A 24,448-nucleotide genomic window follows, 5' to 3' on the forward strand; every position below is an offset into this window, starting at 1 on the left:
CAATCGGGCCGCTAATCGACGTCAGTTATTACAGCCAGAATCGATAACTCAACACCAATTTCATCTTGTATTGAGTTATCAATTCTAAAATTACAACTGTTGCTTAATCAAAAACCACTGTCGTTGTTTGCTGAGCACTTACGCTCGCAGATTGTTGCGTAATGATAGAAAATCCGTCATTCACATTTTCATCGGTTTCCGGCTCATCGTTAGCTGCGAGACAGGTAAATCCAACGGTGTAATCTCCAACCGGCAAATAGGCAACCTCAAAGGCATATTCAGCGTCTGCATTTAGCGCCACTTCGCCAATTGCAATTGGTGAGACTTCATTAGGGTCGACGGGCTCGTCAGCATCATCGCCTAGTACGTCTAACGCCAAATCAGTCCCAGAATAAATGTAAACGGCATTACCGACTTCGATATCTACCTTCTCGGCACATTCCTCTACTACTAACAATGACTCATCTACAGTCCCAGCGATTGTCCCAGCTTCACTATTCTCGACCACTCTGACACCTCTAGGCTTAAGCAGGATCGCATCTTGCCCTGGCGGTGCGACTAACGATTTACGTAAATCAAACTCGACCGTGTACAACGCCTGTTCAGATTCAGCAATAGTAAAACCATCAAGCTTTAGCTGACTACTTGGTACGCGCAAGTCAAACGTCCCAGATAACATCTCAATAAACGAATTATTAGTGACATTTAAGCGCAGCTGTTCATAGGTTCCAGCTTCTATTTCAACACTGTCTAGCAAGGTGGCAAAATCCTCACCTTGGAAGGCCAACAGATCGATCTGGCGTGCGCCGCCTTGCTCATCAGTTACATCATAGACAATTGGAGCCATTGCCAGTCAGCTCTATTGAATCAAACTCGACAACGACAGCTAGCGCATCGTCCACTGGGGCATCCGAAACGTTTAGGGTTAAACTCGCAGGGCTTGGAGCCAGTGGTGATACTGGATCGTCACCTGCTGGGCCTGAAGACCCACCGCCGCAAGCAGTGAGCACAAATAAAGAACTTATTGCGGAATATTTAAAAACACGCATACATCTACCTCTTTGATTATTACTTCAATGATATGGCGGCAAAAACAAGACCAATGACACCCAAACCATTAATATCAAAGTACACAGCGCACCATAGCAATACTCCGGACGGAGTAAGGAATTTCCCTGACGATAAGCGTATCTGATTTGATACAGCATCAGATTGGAAAAATTACCGATAACTAAAATGACGAAAGTAAATTTTTCCTACTGACTATATATAACGACGGTTTTCTGCCAAGTAACCGAGAAGTAGAAATACCAAGATAATAGATAATCCACGATAAAGGCTAGGGATGAGTAAAATCAACTCTTTAACCCAAGGCGTGGTATATACAATTAGCAAGCCATAACCAAATGCACAAATCAAAACGAAGATGCCGGTACGCACGATAAAGTGATAGGGACTTAACGCGCGCTTGATATGCTTGTTGATAACATCACCGTACACAACCAGGATGGTCGCAATGATAGTTAATGCTATTTCAGAGTAGTAGGGACTGGCCCATTGCGTAAGTCTTTGCAAAGCTTGTACAACAATATCCACGTGAAGTACCTTTATCGAATTATACGGTTTCTTAAAACAATGCGGTAACTTAGCTAGTATAAGGGTGCAGGGAGCGGTATGTCACATTCTATGTAGCGTACCGCAAAGAAGTTACTGACTTCGAACTCGGGATAAAGGTAATACCATTAAACTTAATAGTAGTAGTGCCAATATTCCAGGCTCACTCGCTTGTACAACGGGTTGCGCTGACTGTAACGCAGAGATATTAAGCTTATGTGGTTGGAAGGCTTCTAACACTAAATCATCGATAACTGGGAAATTCAAAGTATCACGATGGATGGTCAATTGTATTAAGTCTGTTAGATCTGAAAACAAGAACTCGCTTGCTTTATTAGCTGCGTATATCTGTGCAGAGATCAATTCGCCGTTAGAGCGCAATCCAACAAAGTAAACAAAACCTTGATCATTTGCACTGCTGCGTAATGTGCCAGCAAACAAACTAATTAATGAAAATGCAGAACCATCTGACGAACGCACAATGGCTGATGACGAAGAACTATTAAAATGCAGTGCATCACCACTAAATGCACTCAGTCCGGTCCATGCTGTATAGGCAGAGTCAACAAAATACATGCCCTTACTAAAGCTAAAATCATATCCATCTTCGCTATAATCTGAAGTAATGTATGTTGCGGAAGACGTCGTGTCATCAAATGTAATAAGGCCAGCGTAAACTGAAGATGTAAAGCACACCAACACAAATTGCAGTGCCAATATTAAAGTTTTGGTCATAGTTTTCATTAGCGCGATCTTAGTTAGAATTATTATAATTTGCGATCCATCGCTGATATTTGGCATTTCGTCGCAGGCGCTTATTATAGGTAAAGCTAACTCTTTGTAAATATTATTCTTTATTTAATTAAAGCTGAGCGTTCGATACGAATATTTCACCTGAAACAGATGTCAGCTAAGAAGCTGTTAAATCCCTCTCTCCTATTCAGCACTTTGCTTCCAGTTATCCTCATTATCAACCTGTAGGCTTGCTCGCCGCCTCCCTGCCATCAACACTCGTGAACCTGAATAGAATCACCGCCATCTGAGCTCACATCGTTGTTTTTATCGAGGTCTACACCACTGCCAGCCGCTGCTTTGGGGAGTGAGTTTATCAGCAAACTGTTGGAGCCATGGATGGCGACATCAAGCGTACAGGGACGTATTCACCGCGGGTTTGCTGGGAAATTTGCTTCCCAATGCAAAAGGCGTGAGTCGAAGTGCCAAAGCCTGACTTGCTGTAGTCCGCTCTCTCGGTCAGTGCGCCTATTCATTTTCCCGAGCCGCCGTAAATACTTCCCTGTAGGCTTGCTCGCTGGCTCCCTGCCAGCGACACTCGGGAAACTGAACAGCCTCCCCGCCCTACGAGCTAGAATTACTCGAATGGTTGAGCTATACAACGGTGCTAGCCGCTGCGTTGGGGAGTGAGTTTTTCCGCAAACTGTTGGAGCCATGGATGGCGATATCAAGCGCACAGGGATGTATTCACCGCGGGTTTGCTGAGAAATTCGCTTCCCAATGCAAAAGGCGTGAGTCGAAGAACTGAAGCTAAACGACAGGCACAAAAAAGGCGCTACAAGAGCGCCTTCTTCAATCTAACGTGTTGTTAAATCAATCGATTACTCGATGATTTTTGATACAACACCCGCACCTACTGTACGGCCACCTTCACGGATTGCGAAGCGTAAACCTTCGTCCATCGCGATTGGTGCAATTAGTTCAACAACAAACTTCAAGTTGTCGCCTGGCATTACCATTTCTACGCCTTCTGGCAACTCAACAGCACCCGTTACGTCAGTTGTACGGAAGTAGAACTGTGGACGGTAGCCTTTGAAGAATGGCGTGTGACGGCCACCTTCGTCTTTGCTTAGTACGTATACTTCTGCTTCGAACTTCGTGTGTGGAGTAATTGAACCTGGCTTCGCCAATACTTGACCACGTTCAACTTCGTCACGCTTAGTACCACGTAGTAGAACACCAACGTTCTCACCTGCACGGCCTTCGTCTAGAAGCTTACGGAACATCTCTACACCCGTACAAGTCGTCTTCGTCGTCTCTTTGATACCAACGATTTCTACTTCTTCACCCACTTTAACGATACCTTGCTCTACACGGCCTGTTACAACAGTACCACGACCTGAGATTGAGAATACGTCTTCGATTGGAAGAATGAACGGCTTATCAATCGCACGCTCTGGCTCTGGGATGTATGAATCAAGCGCTTCACCTAGCTCGATGATTTTCTTTTCCCACTCTGCGTCGCCTTCTAGTGCTTTAAGCGCTGAACCTTGGATGACTGGTAAGTCGTCACCTGGGAATTCATACTCAGACAACAATTCACGCACTTCCATTTCGACTAGCTCTAGAAGCTCTTCATCGTCAACCATGTCACACTTGTTCATGAATACGATGATGTAAGGTACACCTACCTGACGACCTAATAGGATGTGCTCACGGGTCTGTGGCATAGGACCATCAGTCGCCGCTACTACTAGGATTGCGCCGTCCATCTGTGCAGCACCTGTGATCATGTTTTTAACATAGTCAGCGTGTCCTGGACAGTCTACGTGTGCGTAGTGACGTGTAGGCGTGTCATATTCAACGTGTGAAGTCGCGATTGTGATACCACGCTCACGCTCTTCTGGTGCGTTATCGATTTGATCGAATGCTTGTGCCGAACCACCGTAAGTTTTAGCTAGTACGGTAGTGATTGCTGCAGTTAGCGTAGTTTTACCGTGGTCAACGTGGCCGATTGTACCAACGTTAACGTGCGGTTTCGTACGTTCAAACTTTTCTTTTGCCATTTTTCTCGCTTCCTAATTTAAAGCCCGACCCAACATAGACCGGACCGAACCTTTAAAACGTTACAGTCTCGCCTCAATAATCGCTTTGGCCACATTATTAGGCGCCTCTGCGTAATTGAAAAACTCCATAGAATACGACGCTCGCCCTTGCGTTGCAGAACGTAAGTCCGTCGCATATCCAAACATTTCTGAAAGCGGTACCTTAGCGCGAACAATTTTCACACCAGCAACACCTTCATCCATGCCTTCAATGATGCCGCGGCGACGATTTAAGTCACCAACCACATCACCCATCCAGTCTTCCGGCGTGGTTACTTCAACCTTCATAATTGGTTCGAGTAACACCGGATTCGCCTGTTCAGCTCCATTCTTGAAGCCCATTGAACCGGCAATCTTAAACGCCATTTCTGAAGAGTCAACATCATGGTAAGAACCATCGAATAAAGTGACCTTCACATCTAGCACCGGATATCCTGCTACCACCCCGTTGCGCATCTGTTCTTCGATGCCTTTATCAACCGAGGGTATAAATTCTTTTGGTATTACACCGCCAACAATGGCGTTAACAAACTCGTAGCCTGCACCTTCTTCTTGTGGCTCAAGGCGTAACCAGACATGGCCAAACTGACCGCGACCGCCCGACTGACGCACAAACTTACCTTCCACTTCCACAGACTTGCGGATCGTTTCACGGTAAGACACCTGAGGGTTACCCACAGAACAAACCACACCAAATTCACGCTTCATGCGATCAACGATAATATCAAGGTGTAGTTCACCCATCCCGGAAATAATCGTTTGCCCGGTTTCATCATCCGTATGAACACGGAATGATGGGTCTTCTGCCGCTAACTTACCCAACGCTATACCCATCTTTTCTTGATCAGCCGTTGATTTGGGCTCCACCGCGATAGAGATCACCGGCTCGGGGAATTCCATGCGCTCAAGAGTTATAATGTGATTCGGATCACATAGGGTATCGCCTGTGGTTACATCTTTCATGCCGATCGCCGCGGCGATATCACCGGCACGCACTTCTTTTAATTCTTCACGGTCTTTCGCGTGCATTTGCACGATACGACCAAAACGTTCCCGTTTGCCTTTAACCGGATTGAACACAGTATCGCCGGTTTTTATGACACCTGAATAACAACGGAAAAACGTTAATGTGCCTACAAATGGGTCAGTGGCAATCTTGAATGCCAAAGCCGAGAACGGCTCATTATCGTCAGCATGACGTTCAGCCGGAGTATCATTCCCGTCTTCGAGCACACCATTGATGGCTGGAATGTCGATCGGTGCCGGCAAGAACTCGATGACTGCATCAAGGACAGCCTGTACACCTTTGTTTTTGAATGCAGAACCGCACGTCGCTAAGACAATCTCATTATTTAATGTGCGAGTACGTAAGCCTTCTTTGATCTCTTGCTCGGTCAATTCCTCACCTTCGAGGTACTTGTCCATAAGCGCTTCAGAGGCTTCTGCTGCGGCTTCGATCATTTCGGTACGAAGCTTCTCAGCTTGCGCGAGGCAATCGGCTGGGATCTCATCGTAAGTAAACGTCATACCCTGATCAGCTTCATTCCAATTAATGGCTTTCATCTTGAACAGGTCTATAACGCCTTTAAAATTCTCTTCGCTACCGATATTCATTTGGATCGGTACGCAAGTTGCGCCTAGTCGTTTGCGAATTTGCTCAACGACGCGCATAAAATCCGCACCGGCACGATCCATCTTATTGACGAAAACCATGCGCGGTACGTGATATTTGTCGGCTTGTCGCCATACGGTTTCAGATTGAGGTTCTACCCCTGACGAACCGCAAAACACCACAACGGCACCATCGAGTACCCGCAGTGAACGCTCAACCTCAATAGTGAAGTCAACGTGCCCTGGAGTGTCAATGATGTTGATACGATGTTGTTCAAACTGCTGCTGCATACCAGCCCAGAAACAAGTAGTCGCAGCCGAGGTGATAGTAATACCACGCTCCTGCTCCTGCTCCATCCAGTCCATTGTTGCAGCACCGTCATGTACCTCACCAATTTTGTGAGATAAGCCGGTATAGAACAATACGCGCTCAGTTGTTGTAGTTTTACCTGCATCAACGTGAGCCACGATACCGATATTTCGGTATCGCTCAATGGGTGTTTTACGCGCCATGAATCGCTCTCAATTAAACCGTGATTACCAGCGGTAGTGAGCGAATGCTTTGTTCGCTTCAGCCATGCGGTGAACGTCTTCACGTTTCTTCACTGCAGAGCCTTTGTTCTCTGATGCATCTAGCATTTCAGCTGCTAGACGCGCCGCCATAGACTTCTCACCACGCTTACGTGCAGCTTCTACCATCCAACGCATACCTAATGCATTACGACGAACTGGACGAACTTCTACCGGTACTTGGTAAGTAGAACCACCCACACGGCGTGATTTAACTTCCACAGTTGGGCGGATGTTGTCTAGTGCATCTTCAAATACATCAAGGTGTGCCTTGCCGGTTTTTTCAGCAACAATATCGAGCGCACCGTAAACGATTTTCTCAGCGGTTGATTTCTTGCCGTCGAGCATAACGACATTCATGAACTTAGCGAGTAGCTGTGATCCGAACTTAGGATCAGGTAGGATTTTACGTTGACCTACGACTCTTCTTCTTGGCATCTTAATTCTCCGTGGAATTCAGGGATTACCCAAAACTCAAATTTCAGTTTGGCCTTACTAACGGAGAACCGTTAAGACTTAGGCCTTTTCGCGCCGTACTTAGAACGGGCTTGTTTACGATCGTTTACACCTGCGCAGTCCAAAGTACCGCGAACAGTGTGATAACGAACACCTGGTAGATCTTTAACACGACCACCGCGAATCAATACAACGCTGTGCTCTTGTAAGTTGTGACCTTCACCACCGATGTATGAAGAAACTTCAAAACCGTTGGTCAAACGAACACGGCATACTTTACGTAATGCTGAGTTCGGCTTCTTAGGCGTAGTTGTATATACGCGAGTACATACACCACGACGCTGTGGGCAAGCCTGCAATGCCGCTACGTTGCTCTTGGCAGCGGGCTTTTGGCGTGGCTTACGCACTAACTGGTTAACTGTTGCCATTAACTAGCTCCTGATTAAAAAACAAAAAACCTTGAACGCTTGTTTAAGGTCGCTCACGGTTATACAAAAAACCGCGCCCATTTTTTGGGACGCGGAATATTAAAGATCAATTAATGAACTGTCAAGCCAGCGAGAGTAATTCGCCGGCTTGTCAGTGGTACGTTCTGATTACTCTTCAGTACCCGCTTCTTGATCTGTTGACTCAGCATTTAAGGCTTCGGTTAATGCCGCTTCAGCTTCAGATACTGAAACTGAGGTCTCTTCCACGTTTGCAAGCTTAGCTGCAGCACGCTTCTGATGGTACGCGAAACCTGTACCTGCTGGGATCAATCGGCCAACGATAACATTCTCTTTCAAGCCACGTAGATCGTCTTCTTTGCCTTGTACTGCCGCTTCTGTCAATACGCGCGTTGTTTCCTGGAACGAAGCCGCAGAAATAAACGATTCGGTCGACAATGAAGCTTTAGTAATACCGAGCAATTGTGTTTCATACAATGCTGGTAGTTTACCTTGACGCTCTAATTCGCGGTTAGCGATCTTAACTTGAGAGACTTCAAGCTGTTCACCTTCCAAGAACTGGCTGTCACCCGGGGCAGTGATAATACACTTACGCAGCATCTGGCGGATAACCACTTCGATGTGCTTGTCGTTAATTTTAACACCCTGTAGGCGGTAAACTTCTTGTACTTCGTTAACAATGTAGTTAGCAACTGCACTGATACCACGTAGACGTAAGATGTCATGCGGTGACTCAGGACCATCAGCGATAACTTCACCTTTCTCAACTGATTCACCTTCGAACACGTTAAGCTGACGCCATTTCGGGATCATCTCTTCATAGTGCTCGCCGTTTGGACCAGTGATAACTAAACGTTTCTTACCTTTAGTTTCTTTACCAAAACCAATGGTACCGCTCACCTCAGCAAGGATTGCAGGCTCTTTTGGCTTACGCGCTTCGAACAAGTCAGCAACACGCGGTAGACCACCGGTGATGTCACGAGTTTTCGAAGATTCTTGCGGGATACGTGCAAGCACGTCACCAGCATTAGCCACTTTGCCTTCTGCCGCTTCAATCGTGGTAAAGCTAGGCAGGCGAATTTCTTGCAGACCAACTTCGTCAGACTCAAGGATCAATTTAGGCTCTTTCGCGTTAACCTTAGCAAGATCTTTCACTACGATACGAGTCAAGCCGGTAAGCTCGTCTTGCTGCATCTCAGTGTTTGAATCGTCGATATCAGAGAACGTGATCTTAGAGGCACGTTCAACAATGATTGGGTGACTATGCGGATCCCAGTTTGCAACGATTTCGCCAGCTTCAACACTTGCACCATCATCCACAGTTAGGATTGCACCGTAAGGCACTTTATAGCGCTCTTTCTCACGGCCTTGATCATCGATAATCGTAATTTCAGTCGAACGTGAAACGATAACCACTTTGTCGTCAGTATTACGGACAAACTTGGCGTTGTGCAGCTTCAAGCTACCGCTCGTTTTAACCTGTACACTGTTTTCTGCTGATGCCCGTGATGCCGCACCACCAATGTGGAAGGTACGCATCGTAAGCTGAGTACCTGGCTCACCAATTGACTGCGCCGCGATAACACCAACAGATTCGCCTTGACCAACCATGTGTCCACGTGCAAGGTCACGACCATAACACTGCGAACAAACACCGAAGTCGTTGTCACAGGTAATTACTGAACGCACCATCACTTGGTCGATGCTGTTAGCTTCGAGGATGTCAACCATCTGCTCATCGAGCATTTCGTTACGTGCAACCAACACTTCGTCAGTGCCAGGCTTCATTACGTCTTCTGCGACCACACGACCCAATACGCGCTCACGCAATGGCTCAACAACGTCACCACCTTCAATCAGTGGTGTCATCTTGACGCCTTCGAATGTGCCACAATCAACGTTAGTAATCACTAAGTCTTGCGCAACGTCTACTAGACGACGGGTTAGATAACCTGAGTTAGCGGTTTTCAATGCGGTATCGGCAAGACCTTTACGCGCACCGTGCGTAGAAATAAAGTACTGTAGTACGTTTAGACCTTCACGGAAGTTAGCCGTAATTGGCGTCTCGATGATTGAACCGTCTGGTTTCGCCATCAGACCACGCATACCTGCTAGCTGACGGATCTGCGCAGCACTACCACGAGCCCCTGAGTCAGCCATCATAAAGACTGAGTTGAAAGACGTTTGTTCTTCGTCTTCACCGTCTTTATTTTTCACGGTTTCAGTCTTCAAGTTATCCATCATCGCCTTGGCGACTTTTTCATTGGCATTTGACCAAATATCGATAACTTTGTTGTAACGCTCACCTGCGGTAACAAGACCTGATTGGAACTGCTCCTGGATCTCAATTACTTCAGCTTCAGCGGCATCAATGATGTCTTTCTTCGCATCCGGGATAACCATGTCATCGATACCAACTGACGCACCTGCAATCATAGCGTAGTGGAAACCGGTATACATGATTTGGTCAGCTGCGATTACGGTGTCTTTAAGACCCAATGAGCGGTAACAAGCATTCAATAGGTTAGAAATTTGCTTCTTACCCATTGCTTGGTTGATCAGCTCAAACGGTACACCATCAGGCAATGCCAATGAGAAGATAGCGCGACCAACAGTAGTGTCGGTTAGGGTGACCTTCTCAGTCTTGGTGCCATCTTCAGCAATGTCATGCTCAGTGATACGGACTTTAACGCGTGAATGCAGTTCTGCATTACCCGTGCGATACGCTTTCTCAGCTTCGTTTGGTGAGGTAAATACCATACCTTCACCCAATCCATTCACTTTATCGCGCGTAAGGTAATACAAGCCCAATACAACGTCCTGCGAAGGAACGATGATTGGCTCACCATTCGCTGGCGAAAGAATGTTATTGGTAGACATCATTAACGCGCGAGCTTCAAGCTGTGCTTCAATCGTCAATGGTACGTGAACCGCCATTTGGTCACCGTCGAAGTCAGCGTTATAAGCCGCACACACCAATGGGTGCAACTGGATCGCTTTACCTTCGATCAGGGTCGGTTCAAACGCTTGGATACCCAAACGGTGAAGTGTTGGTGCACGGTTAAGTAACACTGGGTGTTCGCGGATAACGTCATCAAGAACATCCCATACTTCCGGTGCTTCGCGCTCAACTAACTTCTTAGCGGCTTTGATAGTTGTGGCTAAACCACGACCTTCTAATTTGCCGTAGATGAATGGCTTAAATAACTCTAGCGCCATCTTCTTCGGTAAACCACACTGGTGTAAGCGCAGAGTAGGACCAACCGTGATTACTGAACGGCCTGAGTAATCCACACGTTTACCCAATAAGTTCTGACGGAAACGACCTTGCTTACCTTTGATCATGTCAGCCAAAGATTTCAATGGACGTTTGTTAGAGCCAGTGATTGCACGACCACGACGACCGTTGTCTAGCAACGCATCAACCGCTTCTTGCAACATACGCTTTTCGTTACGTACGATGATGTCCGGTGCAGCAAGGTCCAATAGACGCTTCAAACGGTTATTACGGTTGATCACGCGACGATACAGATCATTTAGATCTGAAGTTGCAAAACGACCACCGTCTAGCGGTACTAACGGGCGTAAATCAGGCGGAAGCACCGGCAATACGGTCATGATCATCCACTCTGGTGAATTACCTGACTGTTGGAATGCTTCCAATAATTTCAAACGTTTAGTGATTTTCTTGCGCTTAGTTTCAGAGTTTATGCTAGGTAACTCTTCGCGCATAGACGCAACATCAGCGTCAACGTCAAGATGCTTAAGCAATTCAAAGACTGCTTCGGCACCCATTTTCGCTTCAAACTCGTCACCGTGCTCTTCCAACGCGTCGAGGTATTCTTCTTCACCCAATAACTGACCACGCTCTAAATCAGTCATACCAGGTTCAGTCACCACATAGCTTTCGAAATACAATACACGTTCGATATCACGTAACGTCATATCAAGCATCAAACCGATGCGTGACGGTAATGATTTTAGGAACCAAATGTGTGCTACCGGGCTAGCCAATTCAATATGGCCCATACGCTCACGACGCACTTTGGTTAAGGTAACTTCAACACCACACTTCTCACAGATAACACCACGGTGCTTCAAGCGCTTGTATTTACCACACAAACACTCATAGTCCTTCACCGGGCCGAAGATGCGGGCACAGAAAAGACCGTCACGCTCTGGCTTGAACGTACGGTAGTTAATGGTTTCTGGCTTTTTAACCTCACCAAATGACCAACTACGGATCATATCTGGTGATGCAAGACCGATACGAATGTTATCGAATTCTTCTGTCTTATTCTGTTGCTTCAGAAACTTAAGTAAATCTTTCACTATTTTCTCCCAACGGAGTCAGTCTTAATAGACCCGGCTCATGAACCGGGCCTCACTCAAACAAACACCTTTCAGTCAGAAAGGTCAGCCAACGGCTCGATTAGTGTTCTTCTAACTCGATATTGATACCGAGTGAACGGATTTCCTTCAACAATACGTTGAACGACTCAGGCATGCCTGGCTCCATTCTGTGATCACCATCGACGATGTTCTTATACATCTTCGTCCGACCGTTAACGTCATCTGACTTAACAGTAAGCATTTCTTGTAGCGTATATGCCGCACCGTATGCTTCAAGGGCCCACACTTCCATCTCACCGAAGCGCTGACCACCGAACTGTGCTTTACCACCCAATGGCTGCTGTGTAACCAAGCTGTACGAACCGGTAGAACGGGCGTGCATCTTGTCGTCAACCAAGTGGTTAAGTTTCAACATATACATGTAGCCGACCGTTACTGGACGCTCAAACGCGCGACCGGTACGACCGTCAAACAAGGTGATTTGCCCACTTTCTGGCAAATCAGCCAACTTAAGCATTTGCTTAATCTCGTCTTCACGGGCACCGTCAAATACTGGTGTCGCTACTGGAAGACCTTTACGTAGGTTATCTGCAAGACGCTTGATTTCATCATCAGAGAAGCTATCGATATCAACTTCCTGGTGTGAATCACCTAACTCGTAAACTTCTTTAATGAAGGCACGCAGTTTGGCCATTTCTTCTTGCTCTTTAAGCATGCGATCAATTTTCGCGCCGATGCCATGTGCAGCCATACCCAAGTGAGTTTCAAGGATCTGACCAATGTTCATCCGCGACGGTACACCTAGAGGGTTCAATACGATGTCGACCGGCGTACCGTTCTCATCGTATGGCATATCTTCAACCGGTTGGATGGTTGAAATAACACCCTTGTTACCGTGACGTCCAGCCATCTTATCTCCAGGCTGAATGTGACGTTTAACCGCAAGGTATACTTTAACAATCTTCAACACGCCTGGCGCTAGGTCATCACCTTGAGTGATCTTGCGACGCTTAGCTTCAAACTTCTTATCGAAGTCGTCTTTAGTAGCGGTGTACTGCTCAGCCGTTTGATCCAGTTCGTTTTGTGCATCTTCGTCTTTCAACGGAATGTCGAACCATTTCTCACGCGGCATGCCATCAAGCTTCGCCTGATCAACGCCATTCTTAAGCAATAGATTCTGTGCACGAGCAAAGATACCGTCAGCTAAGATATTGAACTCATCAGATAAGTCTTTCTTAACCTGACGCAACTGCATATCTTCGATTTCTAGCGCGCGCTTGTCTTTTTCTACACCGTCGCGAGTAAAGACTTGCACGTCGATAACTGTGCCGTGAACGCTGTTTGGAACGCGCAATGACGTATCTTTTACGTCAGAGGCTTTCTCACCAAAGATCGCTCGCAATAGTTTTTCTTCTGGCGTTAGCTGGGTTTCACCTTTCGGGGTTACTTTACCTACTAGAATATCGCCGCCTTTCACTTCTGCACCGATGTAAACGACACCAGATTCATCCAACTTACCCAATGCAGACTCACCGACATTCGGGATGTCACCACTGATTTCTTCTGGACCAAGCTTAGTATCACGCGCGATACAGCTGAGTTCTTGGATGTGAATTGTCGTGAAACGATCTTCCTGTGCAACTCGCTCTGAAATCAAGATCGAGTCTTCGAAGTTGTAACCATTCCAAGGCATGAACGCGATACGCATGTTCTGACCAAGAGCCAATTCACCCAAGTCAGTCGATGGACCATCAGCAAGAACGTCTCCGGCTACAATTGGGTCACCAACGTTACAGGTAGGCTTTTGGTTAATACAGGTGTTCTGGTTAGAACGTGTGTACTTAGTAAGGTTGTAGATGTCGATACCCGCTTCACCAGCGACCATCTCTTCTTCATTAACCTTAACCACGATACGGCTGGCATCAACATAGTCGATAACACCGCCACGCTTCGCTACTACAGTTACACCAGAGTCAACCGCAACGGTCTTCTCCATACCAGTACCAACCAACGGCTTATCAGCACGCAAGGTAGGCACAGCCTGACGTTGCATGTTCGAACCCATCAAGGCACGGTTGGCGTCATCGTGTTCTAGGAACGGGATAATACTCGCCGCAATTGACACGATTTGCTGAGGTGAAACGTCCATGTACTTGATGTCTTCTTTCGGCATCAAGGTCGTTTCACCGCGGTGGCGACAAGGGATCAAATCTTCCGCTAGCTCATCACCGTTTAGCTCGACGTTAGCCTGTGCAATCGCAAATTGGCCTTCTTCAATCGCTGATAAATAATCAATATCGTCCGTCACTTTACCGTCAACAATGCGACGATAAGGAGTTTCAAGGAAACCGAAATCATTGGTACGCGCAAAGCTTGATAAGCTATTGATCAAACCGATGTTTGGACCTTCAGGTGTTTCGATTGGACACACACGACCGTAGTGCGTTGGGTGTACGTCACGCACTTCGAAGCCTGCACGCTCACGCGTCAAACCACCTGGACCTAAAGCAGAAATACGACGCTTGTGCGTAACCTCTGACAATGGGTTGTTTTGGTCCATGAACTGTGACAACTGGCTTGAGCCAAAGAACTCTTTAACCGCAGCAGAAATTGGCTTCGCGTTGATCAAATCTTGTGGCATTACCGCATCAAGATCACCTAAGCTCAAACGCTCTTTAACCGCACGCTCTACACGTACTAGACCAACACGGAATTGGTTTTCAGCCATTTCGCCCACAGAGCGGATACGGCGGTTACCTAAGTGGTCGATGTCATCAACATCGTCTTTACCGTCACGAATAGTGATCAATTGCTTCATTACCGCAATGATATCTTCGTTCTGCAGAGTGCCAGCGCCGGTTAATTCTTCACGACCTAAACGACGGTTAAACTTCATACGACCAACCGATGACAAGTCATAACGGTCGTCAGAGAAGAATAAGTTGTCAAATAAAGTTTCTGCGGCATCTTTTGTTGGTGGCTCACCCGGGCGCATCATGCGATAGATCTCAACCAATGCGTCTAAGCGCGACTCAGTTGAATCAATGCGTAACGTGTCAGAGATATACGAACCATGGTCAAGTTCATTGATGTACAAGGTTTGTACTTCAGTGATACCTGCAGTTTTTAGTGCCTGCATGTTCTCGAGCGTTGCTTCATCGTTAGCATTAACAATGACTTCGCCCGTCGACTCATCGATATAGGTTTTGGCGTAAACTTTACCAACCAAGTACTCCATTGGTACTTCTAGTTCAGTAATTTTCGCTTTTTCTAGTGCACGTGTGTGACGCGCAGAGATACGGCGGCCAGTTTCAACCAGAACGTTGCCGTCCGCGTCAATGATATCAAATTGTGCAGTTTCACCACGTAGGCGGTCTGGCACAACTTCCATCATGGCACGCTCATCTTCAAAACGAATCTGCACAGACTCGAAGAACTCTTCAAGGATCTGCTCGGTGCTCATATCGAGCGCACGCAAGATGATAGTTGCAGGTAACTTACGACGGCGGTCTATACGCACGAATAAGTTATCTTTTGGATCAAATTCGAAATCTAACCAAGAACCACGGTAAGGGATCACTCGAGCGTTGTATAACACTTTACCCGAGCTGTGTGTTTTACCTTTGTCATGATCAAAGAACACACCTGGCGAACGGTGCAACTGAGATACAATTACACGCTCAGTACCGTTGATCACAAAAGTACCGTTCTCAGTCATTAATGGGATTTCACCCATGTAGACTTCTTGTTCTTTAATGTCTTTAACCGTGCCCGGTGCTGCTTCTTTATCAAACAACACTAAACGAAGTTTAACTCTTAGCGGTGCAGAGTAGGTAACACCCCGGATTTGACATTCTTTAACGTCAAACACCGGCTCACCTAACCGGTAACTCACGTACTGAAGTTCTGAGTTACCCGAATAACTTTTTATGGGGAATACGGAACGAAATGCTGCTTCCAAGCCATATTGACCATCAGGATCGATATCAATAAACTTTTTAAAGGAATCAAGCTGGATTGAAAGAAGGTATGGAATTTCCAATACCTGTGGGCGTTTGCCAAAATCCTTACGGATACGTTTCTTTTCGCTATAAGAGTAAACCATTGGTCCCTCAGCCTGCTGATTTTTGACCCGACCTGCCACACCAGTGCGCACTGCTGTAACAAACTTCTAGTACCCTAATTTAGGGCAATCCCACTAGCTTACACCAAATTCTTAAACAATCGATAGCTAAGACGTTGGTTTTTTAATCTATTTTTGGGACTCCCATGCACTTTATCGTAGAGAATTTCAGGGCAGAAAACGTCAATCTCTACAGCGCAAAAAGGCTGGTGATCAATAAATCACCAGCCCAAGCCTTTCAGCCAAGTAAATTGGTTAAACCAAATTACTTGATTTCAACTTCTGCACCAGCTTCTTCAAGCTCTTTCTTCAGTGCTTCAGCTTCGTCTTTAGAAACGCCTTCTTTGATTGCTTTAGGAGCAGACTCAACTACTTCTTTAGCTTCTTTCAAGCCAAGACCAGTTGCGCCGCGAACTGCTTTGATAACAGCAACTTTGTTCGCACCGAATGAAGTCATGATTACGTCGAATTCAGTCTTCTCTTCTACAGCTTCTGCAGCTGCAGCAGGACCAGCAGCTACTGCAACAGCAGCAGATGCATCAACGCCGAACTTTTCTTCAGCTGCTTCGATTAGCTCAACCAGTTCCATAACTGGCATTTCAGCAATCGCGTTTAAGATATCTTCTTTAGTTAGAGCCATGTCTCTAAACTCCTGGGTTTAATGTTAAAAAAATTACTATGCCAAAAACGAGAATTACTTCTCGTCTTTGATCGCCGCCAATACGCGCACAAACTTGGTTGGAACTTCGTTGATAGTGCGAACGAATTTGCCAACCGGTGCTTTGAAGGTTGCAAGAAGTTTTGCAAGCGCTTCGTCGCGAGTCGGTAGTGAAGCTACAGAATCCAATTTCTCTGGACCCAATAGACCGCTACCTAATGAAAGAGCTGTAACCTTAAGCTTGTCATTACCTTTCGCGTAGTCTTTAAACAAACGCGCTGCACCGCCTGGTGCATCGATAGAGAAGCCATAGATAAGCGGGCCAGTTAGCGCGCTATCAAGGTCTGCAAACTTACTGTCTGCTAGAGCACGTTTAGCAAGAGTGTTACGTACAACACGTAAGTAAACACCTTGTTCACGAGCTTTAACACGCAGGTCAGTCAGTTCTGCAACTTCCATCCCACGGTATTCAGCGACGGCAACGGATAGAGCTCGAGATGCAACGTCGTTAATCTCCGCTACGATCTCTTTCTTTGCTGCTAAGCCTAGTGCCACTGAGTTCACCTCTTTGTATCTGATAAACGCACTCAAAAGGTTGTTTATCAGGGTTCACAGATTGATACTTTGATAATCACTTATCGTAAGTACCGCTCTACGGTGTTCGTTACCCCAGAGAGTCTGAGTCGAAACCACCGTCTGCGCAGGCAATTAATTAAGCGAGCGTTAATGTAGAAGGTCTCTTACCTCTTCTACCGCACCGCACCTGCGGTCTTGGACGGGAGCCACAATGTTAGCTGCGGCTCCAACCCATATTTTTTACAGAGATTTTAGCTAAGTGTTGACTGATCCAGTGCAACGCCAGCACCCATCGTAGTGCTTAAGCTAACTTTCTTGATGTATGTACCTTTCGCAGATGAAGGCTTCGCTTTACGCAATGCATCCAATAGCGCTTCAAGGTTTTCTTTGATTTGGTTTTCTTCGAACGCAATCTTACCGATTGACGCGTGAATGATACCATTCTTATCGTTACGGTAGCGAACCTGACCCGCTTTAGCGTTACGAACTGCAGTTGCAACGTCAGGCGTTACAGTGCCAGTTTTAGGGTTCGGCATAAGGCCACGTGGACCTAAGATTTGACCGAGTTGACCAACCACGCGCATTGCGTCTGGGCTAGCAACAACTACGTCGAAGTTCATTTCGCCTTTTTTCACTTGCTCAGCAAGGTCATCCATACCAACCACGTCTGCACCAGCTTCTTTCGCGGCTTCAGCATTAGCACCTTGAGTGAATACTGCAACGCGAACGTCTTTACCAGTACCGTTAGGTAGTACAGTAGCGCCACGTACGTTTTGGTCAGATTTCTTAGCGTCGATACCAAGGTTGATAGCAACGTCAATGCTCTCAGGGAATTTAGCTGTTGCGAGTTCTTTCAACAACGCTACTGCTTCTGAGATTGCGTATTCTTTAGTTGAGTCTACTTTTTCTGCGATTAGACGAGCGCGTTTTGTTAACTTTGCCATTCGCTTAGCCCTCTACGTTCAAACCCATGCTACGAGCAGAGCCCGCGATGGTATTTACTGCTGCGTCTAAGTCGGCCGCTGTTAAGTCTGGCTCTTTAGCTTTCGCAATTTCTTCTAATTGTGCACGTGTAACTGTACCCACTTTTTCAGTGTTAGGACGGCCAGAGCCGCTCTTGATACCGGCTGCCTTCTTCAATAGGAAAGACGCAGGAGGCGTACGTGTTTCGAACGTGAATGAACGATCTTCATATACAGTGATAACAACAGGAACCGGAGCACCTTTTTCTAGGCTTTCTGTCTTCGCGTTAAACGCTTTACAGAATTCCATGATGTTAACACCGTGTTGACCCAATGCTGGACCAACAGGAGGACTTGGGTTTGCTGCACCAGCACCCACTTGTAGCTTGATATAGCCAGATACTTTTTTAGCCATTTTGACAATCTCTCAGTTTGGGTAAAGCGCCTCGCAAGTATCGAGATTACTTGCTCAATCGGCTCCCCGATAAAATTTAGGGTCGCGAAGTATAGGAGATGATTAAGTATTGTGCAAGCGCTGTTTACGAAAAATCGCGTGTTTTTTCAACAAAACTTATCCTCGACATGTTATCGGGGCGGCTCGCTGTATGTGTCTTCAATTTCCGTGGCGGGTGCAGCGTCATTTTCGTCTAACAATTGTTCGTGTGCAGTAGCTTCTTCAATACGTGGGTCAAAGCTTGCCACCATGGGTGATGACGTAATATCAGGTACTGTAACAATGTAATCAGACGATGTTGGTTTCTCCGCTTTTTGACGCGCGTTTATCAAGGTTAGCAAAACAAACATAACAACTGTGAGTAGTGCTATCGCGGCATACAAGGCCTGATAGCCAAATATGGTCATGACCTTCGCTAGAAGGAAAGACCCTAAACTTGCGCCAGCCCCAAAGGAAATCAGCAATGCTGCTGACAAACCGACGCGTTCGTCATCGGATACCCGCGAATTCGACATTGCCGAGGCCAACGGATACAAAGTAAACGCGAACAGACCAAACACAAAGGTGAAGACTAGGCTTGTCTGCACACTTACCGGTAATACAAATAAGGCTAAGCTTGCCACACCGATAAACACCGCGTTCATGCGCATTAACCTGCTACGGGTAAAGCGATCCGATAATAACCCCATCGGCCATTGCGCTAATAAGCCCGCGAGAATCGTTAATGTCATAAAGTTCGCAATTTGCGCTGAAGTGAAACCCGCTTCCCGACCAAAGGTAGGGGCTAGACCATAAAAGCTACCACTAATAATGCCCGCAAACAGTACTCCGGTTAAGGACTGCGGTACGAGTTTAATATACGCAAAAAAGCTAATGTTAACGGGCTTTAATGGTTGGGGGTGAATGCGTCGCGTGATCGCAATGGGCACAATCCCTATAGCCACGGCAAAACACACCAAAAATAGGGGTGCATAACCAAGTTCAGGGAACTTCGCTAACGCATACTGACCAGCAATCATACCGATATAAGATGTGATCATGTAAAACGAAAAGACTCGCCCGCGTTGGTCGGGATTTGCTTGTTCGTTGAGCCAACTTTCAAGCACCATATAATTGCACATCATTGCCATGCCCACGATCAAGCGCAGCGCGAACCACAAATAGATGTCGGCAGAAATGCCGTGTAATGCAACGCATGCAATCACTATAGCGGTACTGGCAGCATATGTCCGAATATGACCCACCGACTTGATAAAGTAGTAACCCACCCGCGAACCAAATAGTAGCCCGACGTAGTAAAACGAAGACAACAAACCAATCCAGGTGGTCGCAATACCTTTACCACCCATATAAAGAGCGACATAAGTGGTTAGCAATCCAGTGCCAGCAACCAAAAATAAATTGGTGATGTAAAGTGATAGAAATGCGTTCATGACTATAGTGTATAGGCAGCGTTGAGAAAGGCACAATAGCGCGTGCGAATAAGATATCAGGAACTTGCCTTTAGCCTAACGAGGTCATTGTGAAATCAGCAGCTATCTTTTTCTTTTTGCTTGGCCTTTTTGCCAGCTATGTCACCTATGGACTCTTTCAACAAGGTGGCTACGTCGCCGGTAAAACGCATGTCAGTCAACAAGGCACATTTGTGTCAGGTGACAGCCAACCCTCAACCTACCGTAGGGTTAAACTATTGGCCCTTGGCTTTACATTTGGCTGTTTAGGCGCTGCATTTTATCTCTATCGCAAAAGCAATAAGAAGCGATAATATACGCCACAGAATATGCAACCAATCGCCAGCATTAGAACCTCGGCTCGGCATGAGCGACAAGTCACTTCTTAGCGCCAACCTGTTGTAAAATTTGGGTTAGCTGTTGTTGTTCGATGGGTTTGCCCAGCAGTAGATTTACACCCGCCGCTTTGACTACTTCGGCATCTTGAGCCTCAATATGAGCAGACATAGCAACTATGTAACTCTTCGCATTCAGTGAACAGGCCTCGCGGATCTTTTGGCTGGCTTGGATCCCATTCAGTCTTGGCATTTGACAATCCATCAGGATCACGTCAAATGCTTGTTCCATGCACGTAGCCAACGCTTCCTCTCCATTCACCACTATGTGTGGTTGGATCCTTAGGTTATTAAAAAACGCTTCTAACACCAGTCGACTGAGGGGTTCATCCTCTGCAACTAGAACCCGCAAATGACTCACATCTGCATCAGGAGTTTCAGTTGCATGCTGAATTTGCGGCGCTGTTGGATCCTGAGCATCAGCAGTGAATACAATGGAAAATTCGCTGCCCATGCCGACGGTGCTATTCACTTTAATTTCAGCTCCGATTGCGCGACAAAGTTCAGCACAGATAGCTAGACCAAGGCCTGAGCCGCCTTTTTCTCGCCCCTCGGGTAATTGTTTAAAGCGTTCAAATACGTGGGGGATTTCTGCTTTTTCGATCCCTACGCCAGTATCTCTGACCGTAATCATAAAGCGAGCTGGCCGTGCCGCGAGCTGTCTCAACGAGAGTTGGATATACCCTTTATCAGTGAACTTTATTGCATTAGACAGAAAGTTTAATACGATTTGCGAAAGCCTGTTTTTATCTATTTGCACCACTCTCGGCAATGTGCCTTCGGTATGCATTGAAATACTGAGCCCTTTGGTCTCAGCTGTTATGGCCACTAAATCAAGAAGCTCTTGGCAGAGTGCACCTAAATTGCAAGGCTCAGTGCTTTGCGATTGCATCTTTGCTTCCGTTCGACTGAGCTCTAAAATGCCATTAAGCAAGTTTAATAAAGTGACACCTGCAGCCTGAGCAGTTTGCAACGTCTTGGCAGTCCTAGGATTAGTCGATTGTTGTCTGGCTAATTCAATGGAGCCAAGCAGGCCTTGCATGGGCGTGCGCAATTCATGACTCATATCAGCGATGAACTTTGACTGGGCTAAATTGGTTTGCATCGCTTGATCGCGTGACAACGATAGCTCTTGATTAGTTTGTTGCAATTCAACATTCAAACGTTGGTTCTTAAGCGCCAAATCAAAGTTGCGCTGAATCGTCGTATTAAGTGACTTAAAATTCCCCCACAACAAAACTAAGTGTACCAACGCAAGGAACGCAATCACGTAATTCAGTTGCCCGCCCACCAGCAACAACCAAAAAATCATGGCGCAGAACAGCGGTAACACAAAGCAGATGAAAGAAGCTTTAATAGCTGATTGAGCACCGACACTCTCCATGGTTATGGCAATCAGAACTACCAGCACCAAGAGCTCAAACTCTAGCGGTAAATACATCACAAACATGGCGCACATGCCGGCGGTTAACCCGTTACAGACATCAACCGTTAACAGTGCCTTTAGCCATTGTTGATAGGTACTACCATTTATCCTGTTACGACGATAACGCCGAAGCACGCTGAAGCGCAGTGCGCTACAGAGAATAACGGCCAACCACCAGCCGAAAAGTTGCATCAATGGCACTTGAGAGTGAAAAACGGCAACTAACACACTTGCGGTAATAGGAAAGACGTAAGTGACCTTGGACGTCGAACTTACCAGTAGATCCAATTGTTGATCGTGAATTGATACTTTACTTATGTCAGATTCCATATCGCCCGCTATTTAACGTCACTCAGCAGACTCTTGCCATGCTGCTATCGAGAATTGAACAGTTTGTTGTACAACTGTGTTAATCATTATGCGCAGTAAACAGCCGTTTATTATACCAAGGACAAACCCAGTCTCTTACCAATAATCAACCACCCCAATTATTGATTAACAGTTCAGAAGCTATCTAACAATCGGCTAAACTCTCTGCCCAAAACCGGCTCAAGAGACCTGCAAAAACCTTTTGTTTCAAATTAAGGCGTTACACGCAGGAATGTTAGCTTATACTCGCATAATCCACATAGCGATGAATTAAGGTAAGGAAATTTACCCATGTTAAAAATCTTAAGCTTTCCTGGCACCCGAGGGTTACGCATAACGTGGGCTGCTGAAGAACTCAACATTCCCTACGAATATCAACTTATCAATCTATATCAGGGTGAGCATAAACAACCCGCTTACCGCAGCATTTCACCATTAGGTAAAGTTCCTGCCATTCAAGATGGTGACCTAGTGATTGCAGAGTCTGGCGCCATTGTAACCCACCTGGCAGATAAGGTTGGCCGCATGATCCCTGTGTGCGGATCAAGCGAGCGTGGACGCTTTGAACAAGCCATGTATTTCGCCCTAACAGAATTAGAGCAACCATTGTGGACCATTGCCAAACACACCTTCGTGTTCCCCGAGGAAAAACGCATACCGGCAATAATTGAAGTCGCGCAATGGGAATTTCAGCAAGCACTGAAAACTCTACATGCATTGTTAGCTGAGAATGATTTTATCTTGGGCGATGAATTTAGCGTAGCCGACATTATCATCGGGCAAATTCTTATGTGGGCCCAAAACGCCAAGCAGACGATCTCACATACAGCCATTGAAGCTTATGCTGAGCGAGTGCTGAAAAGACCAGCATTACAGCGCGCCAAGGACTTTGAAGCGCAAGCAAAAAGCCAACTGCAGGGGTGATTTTTGGTGTACTACAGAAACTTTTAGGGTTGGCAAAAGTCGTAAGTAGGTGTTGTTTATCATCGCTTGTGCAATTTTTACTACCCTAAACTTAGGAACGGACACCATGTTAAAACTCATTTATCTTCTGCTTTCAGGATTGCTAGTGCTCAGCGCCCATGTTTTTGCTGCGAGCGAGCAAGCCATTGAAAAGGCCTTCTATGCCGGTGATGATGAGCGAGTAATTCAATTGGTCAGCGAATTGCCACAAAACAGCGCGACAGTGAAAACTGCACGGTGGCATACGTTAGCTGCGATGACTAAAGATCTGGACGACGCAGAAGCAATCGCTGAACAAGCGATTAAGAACTTTCCCCGTGATTATCGCGTTTACTTAACTCACGCCACCGTTATGGGGGCGCAGGCATCAGATTCAATTTTTAGTGCGCTGGGCTATGCCGAAAAAGCCCTGAATAGCCTTGAGACAGCGATTCAGGTAGCACCTGAGGAAGTACATCCCTACATGGGTCTCTTAGGCTTCCACCTTAACGCCCCCTCCATCGCCGGTGGTGATTTGGATAAGGCTGCGCAATTAGTCAGTAAAATAAAAATGCTGAACCCTGAATTTGGCGGCCTAGCTGCCATTAGGCTGGCGCGAACCAATGATGAACCCTTTGAGCAGCAGCTCGATCTTTTACTTGAGGATTATCCCAATTCACTGCCGTTACTCAGCTATGCGGCCAATCTGTACAATCGCGCAGAGCGTTGGAATGAAGCAACTCAGTGTTATCAAAGAATCATTCAATTACCCATACCAGAGCTTACCACATCCGAGGTAGAGGATACTCAAAGAGAACTGTATACGAGTCAGTTAAATGCGCACTATCAGCTAGCTAGAATAGCATTGTTGTCAGGTGCCAATATTCAGCAAGCGATAACCCATAGTCAAACATTCATTGCCGGTCTGGATAATGACAAAGCTATTCACCGTGACTTACCGTCAAAGAGTTGGGCGCAGTTACGCTTAAGTGAACTCTATCTCAAGGCTGAACAACCGGCGCGGGCTCAAGCCGTGTTTAGTGAGATAGTTTTGGAAGATGATAAAAACTTCAAGAAAACCTACAAAGCATTGCAGAAACGACTCTAAATCTTAACGGCTAATTATTCAGTGAATACGCAAAATTGACCGCTGTCATATTATGATTAGTACCATACATTCATTGAAAAGCGTTGCCTCACCAGGA

At 46.3% G+C, this 24,448-nt stretch carries 19 protein-coding genes; 3 read left to right on the plus strand and 16 right to left on the minus strand.

The window, feature by feature from the left end; translation table 11 throughout:
• Positions 1–103: 103 nt before the first annotated feature.
• The 15 genes from AC121Z_RS15360 to AC121Z_RS15430 form a co-directional block, all read right to left on the minus strand.
• On the minus strand, positions 104–847 hold the full coding sequence (locus tag AC121Z_RS15360) for a DUF4382 domain-containing protein (RefSeq protein WP_498125084.1): 744 nt from the start codon (positions 845–847) through the stop codon (positions 104–106).
• Positions 828–1,049, minus strand: coding sequence for a hypothetical protein (locus tag AC121Z_RS15365; protein WP_498125086.1), 222 nt, complete (start codon positions 1,047–1,049; stop codon positions 828–830). Before AC121Z_RS15365 ends, AC121Z_RS15360 begins: the two co-directional genes overlap by 20 nt.
• 214 nt (positions 1,050–1,263) lie before the next feature.
• Positions 1,264–1,596 carry a DUF3392 domain-containing protein gene (locus AC121Z_RS15370; protein ID WP_498125088.1) on the minus strand — a complete coding sequence of 111 codons (333 nt, stop codon included), beginning with the start codon at positions 1,594–1,596 and terminating at the stop codon, positions 1,264–1,266.
• Between the two features lie 111 nt (positions 1,597–1,707).
• Entirely contained in the window at positions 1,708–2,349 is a 642-nt protein-coding gene (locus AC121Z_RS15375; RefSeq protein WP_498125090.1) for a hypothetical protein, read from the minus strand.
• An 878-nt stretch (positions 2,350–3,227) separates the two neighbouring features.
• Complete coding sequence (tuf, locus tag AC121Z_RS15380; protein ID WP_498124906.1) at positions 3,228–4,412, minus strand: elongation factor Tu; 1,185 nt, start codon at positions 4,410–4,412, stop codon at positions 3,228–3,230.
• A 60-nt stretch (positions 4,413–4,472) separates the two neighbouring features.
• The gene (gene fusA / locus AC121Z_RS15385) at positions 4,473–6,575 is read right to left on the minus strand and encodes an elongation factor G (RefSeq protein WP_498125091.1); all 2,103 of its coding nucleotides are present in this window, start codon (positions 6,573–6,575) and stop codon (positions 4,473–4,475) included.
• A gap of 24 nt (positions 6,576–6,599) precedes the next feature.
• Positions 6,600–7,070, minus strand: a complete 471-nt coding sequence (gene rpsG / locus AC121Z_RS15390) for a 30S ribosomal protein S7 (protein ID WP_100643689.1) — start codon at positions 7,068–7,070, stop codon at positions 6,600–6,602.
• Positions 7,071–7,141: 71 nt separating this feature from the next.
• Positions 7,142–7,516 carry a 30S ribosomal protein S12 gene (rpsL, locus tag AC121Z_RS15395; RefSeq protein ID WP_100643688.1) on the minus strand — a complete coding sequence of 125 codons (375 nt, stop codon included), beginning with the start codon at positions 7,514–7,516 and terminating at the stop codon, positions 7,142–7,144.
• A gap of 168 nt (positions 7,517–7,684) precedes the next feature.
• On the minus strand, positions 7,685–11,866 hold the full coding sequence (gene rpoC / locus AC121Z_RS15400; RefSeq protein ID WP_498125093.1) for a DNA-directed RNA polymerase subunit beta': 4,182 nt from the start codon (positions 11,864–11,866) through the stop codon (positions 7,685–7,687).
• A gap of 100 nt (positions 11,867–11,966) precedes the next feature.
• Positions 11,967–15,992 (minus strand): DNA-directed RNA polymerase subunit beta, encoded by a 4,026-nt coding sequence (gene rpoB / locus AC121Z_RS15405; protein ID WP_498128279.1) that lies wholly within the window; start codon positions 15,990–15,992, stop codon positions 11,967–11,969.
• A 283-nt stretch (positions 15,993–16,275) separates the two neighbouring features.
• Positions 16,276–16,650, minus strand: coding sequence for a 50S ribosomal protein L7/L12 (rplL, locus tag AC121Z_RS15410; RefSeq protein WP_498125095.1), 375 nt, complete (start codon positions 16,648–16,650; stop codon positions 16,276–16,278).
• A 54-nt stretch (positions 16,651–16,704) separates the two neighbouring features.
• Positions 16,705–17,223 (minus strand): 50S ribosomal protein L10, encoded by a 519-nt coding sequence (rplJ, locus tag AC121Z_RS15415; RefSeq protein ID WP_100643685.1) that lies wholly within the window; start codon positions 17,221–17,223, stop codon positions 16,705–16,707.
• A gap of 272 nt (positions 17,224–17,495) precedes the next feature.
• Positions 17,496–18,188, minus strand: coding sequence for a 50S ribosomal protein L1 (rplA, locus tag AC121Z_RS15420; RefSeq protein WP_498125097.1), 693 nt, complete (start codon positions 18,186–18,188; stop codon positions 17,496–17,498).
• 4 nt (positions 18,189–18,192) lie between these two features.
• A complete protein-coding gene (gene rplK, locus AC121Z_RS15425) occupies positions 18,193–18,621 on the minus strand; it encodes a 50S ribosomal protein L11 (protein WP_100657849.1) in 429 nt (142 codons plus the stop codon).
• Between the two features lie 170 nt (positions 18,622–18,791).
• Positions 18,792–20,093: an MFS transporter gene (locus tag AC121Z_RS15430; RefSeq protein WP_498125099.1), complete on the minus strand. Its 1,302-nt coding sequence runs from the start codon at positions 20,091–20,093 to the stop codon at positions 18,792–18,794.
• A gap of 89 nt (positions 20,094–20,182) precedes the next feature.
• Between AC121Z_RS15430 and AC121Z_RS15435 the strand changes: the two genes are divergently transcribed.
• Complete coding sequence (locus AC121Z_RS15435) at positions 20,183–20,425, plus strand: hypothetical protein (RefSeq protein WP_498125101.1); 243 nt, start codon at positions 20,183–20,185, stop codon at positions 20,423–20,425.
• 64 nt (positions 20,426–20,489) lie between these two features.
• Here AC121Z_RS15435 and AC121Z_RS15440 read toward each other — a convergent pair whose 3' ends face one another.
• Positions 20,490–22,262, minus strand: coding sequence for an ATP-binding protein (locus AC121Z_RS15440; RefSeq protein ID WP_498125103.1), 1,773 nt, complete (start codon positions 22,260–22,262; stop codon positions 20,490–20,492).
• A 330-nt stretch (positions 22,263–22,592) separates the two neighbouring features.
• On the opposite strand from AC121Z_RS15440, the gene AC121Z_RS15445 reads away from it, so the two are divergent.
• Complete coding sequence (locus AC121Z_RS15445) at positions 22,593–23,225, plus strand: glutathione S-transferase family protein (protein ID WP_498125104.1); 633 nt, start codon at positions 22,593–22,595, stop codon at positions 23,223–23,225.
• Positions 23,226–23,331: 106 nt separating this feature from the next.
• Positions 23,332–24,351 carry a tetratricopeptide repeat protein gene (locus AC121Z_RS15450; RefSeq protein WP_498125106.1) on the plus strand — a complete coding sequence of 340 codons (1,020 nt, stop codon included), beginning with the start codon at positions 23,332–23,334 and terminating at the stop codon, positions 24,349–24,351.
• Positions 24,352–24,448: the final 97 nt, after the last annotated feature.

The organism is Alteromonas sp. DYW1 (genome assembly GCF_059752595.1).